Here is a 2,065-nt window from a genome sequence, read left to right as displayed (position 1 = left end):
GACACGGACTGAGTGATCGCGGCGTCTGTATGTCAATTCATTGTTTAGAGTATAATATTCTTTTGTCGTCACTTTCGAAACGTGAGAGTCTTCAACAGCATGAGCTCCTTGTTTATACCCATGCACTTCAACTTTTTGTCTATCCATTTGGTCTTCTCGAAGTGAACGAACTAAGCCCGAGAAGTATGAAGCAATTTCATCCAATTCTTTGCCCAGTCGTTGCATTGAGTTTACTGAATCCCACTCTCGTTTCCTTGTATGAATATGGATTTTTTCTCCAACATCCTTCTCGATCGTGCTGTCAATGATGTCAACAAGGCGCTGGATTACGCGGATGACATCCTCCGCTTTATTCGGATCTACAGCTTTAAGACTTTTGAACGAGTTATAATACTTATGATTGTCTATAGCCACTCATATCGACCCCTGTTACTCAACATCAGATTCGGATTCGTCGTTCGTTTAATCTATAGAATGATCTCTGGAAAATATAACAGTCCGCGCCTTCGAAGGCACGACCAAAACCGGCCACCAAAAAGGGTGTCCAGTCCACCCCTTACTAACGTCCCCATTCTGACGCAATAAAATGAGCGCAGGAAGTTCGCAAGCGACCTTCCGAGCTAACTCGCGCTCCTCCTGTGAATCAGGCGAATTTTCAAATCTCCCATCCGCTTTAAACCTCTGAGCCTCCCGTCCGCTGCGGACTATCGCCCACACTCGTCCGGCGTAACGAGGGTCAGTTGTCAGCCGCGAAAAATACTCCATACTTGCAATGTACGCTCCGACATCCCATCCGTGTCCATCCCGAAACATCGCCGATACCGCTTGTATGATCTGCACCGCATCGTCAAGCTCCATTAGAAACGGAGACTCCTTTGTGTGCATTGAGCCCATGTAGCGTTTAACCACAGAATCCACGAATGATACGGGGCCTGACAGATCAGCCTTCGACTTCACACTGAATCCCACTGGGACGTGCCGGGAAGAAGGCCTCAAAGTTGTAGTATCTGATAATAAAAGTTTATTCGGGGAACATGGAACAATTCGATCTTCAGCATCCCGTTGAATAAAAATTACGCCATTATCATGCCCACCCCTCTCGAAGGCTTCACGGAGCGCTTCATCAAACTCGTGAATATTCTTCATTACATTGTATATTCTCCTAGTCGTGTAGAAACGTGTGACTACAAGATCCCTTAGGGGCCGGGCCCCGTACATACGCGAATGTTGTAACACTGTATCCTGTTGGAATACTTTGGGGTTGCGACCGTAGTAGAACCCGATTAGGTTGTTGATTGTAATGCCTCGATCCAAGATTTGTCCTCCGATAAAAATATTCAGAGGAGTACGCAATTTAAGTTGACCTCGTTCGTCCAACAGTTCATTGACGTCTTTTTCAGAATTAACAACAGTTACCATGAGGTAGTCTAGTTCGAGGGCATTCCTGACTTCACGCAACACATCGTCAATGTGTGGAGCGCTCTGCCCGGCTAAATCAATCGACAATTTCAGATTGCTATACGATTTTTCAATCATCTCCCTAAATAATTTTGTATCTTTAAAACTCTCATACGCAAGCCGTTCCTTAATCTCAGATACCACCCTGCATTGCCATTCATGACATTCTTTAGATTGTTCTGTGTGAATAATAAAACTGAATTTTTTCTCGATCTCCTTCGCTTCTCTTGCCTGTAGCCTACGAATGCACGCTCCTACAAGGAACGACACAATAGCCTCGCGCAATATGCTTACCCGTGAGCTGGTGAGACACTCCTCAAGTTTGAAAGATCTCCGGTCCGGCTTACGTAATATGCCCAGCTCATCTTCGGGCACTTCGCGAAAAAGATGATATGCGATGCTCGATTCATCCTCGCTATCTCGGAAATAAAATTCCCCCCCTATGTATTCGCTATGAACCGGCACCAAAACGGTGAAAGCTGGCTTGATCGGCTTAAATTCCGAGTCACCGTTGATTCGGTGGTGGTATGAATCTGGTTGCAAATACAGGGAATAAGGAGTGGCAGTTACTTGTAAGAAACTAGAGTTGTGTAGCCTTTTTCTTAAC

At 45.4% G+C, this 2,065-nt stretch carries 2 protein-coding genes; both read right to left on the bottom strand.

The window, feature by feature from the left end:
* Positions 1–414, bottom strand: a 414-nt coding sequence (locus AS26_RS14360) for a hypothetical protein (RefSeq protein ID WP_157068515.1), incomplete at its 3' end; no start/stop codon positions are given.
* 48 nt (positions 415–462) lie between these two features.
* The coding region (locus AS26_RS14110; protein ID WP_083516130.1) for a Z1 domain-containing protein at positions 463–2,065 on the bottom strand (1,603 nt) is incomplete at its 5' end.

Source organism: Alicyclobacillus sendaiensis NBRC 100866 (genome assembly GCF_001552675.1).
GTDB lineage: Bacteria > Bacillota > Bacilli > Alicyclobacillales > Alicyclobacillaceae > Alicyclobacillus > Alicyclobacillus sendaiensis.
The sequence above is the reverse complement of the archived record's forward strand: the minus strand, read 5'-3'. Positions and strand labels throughout refer to the sequence as shown.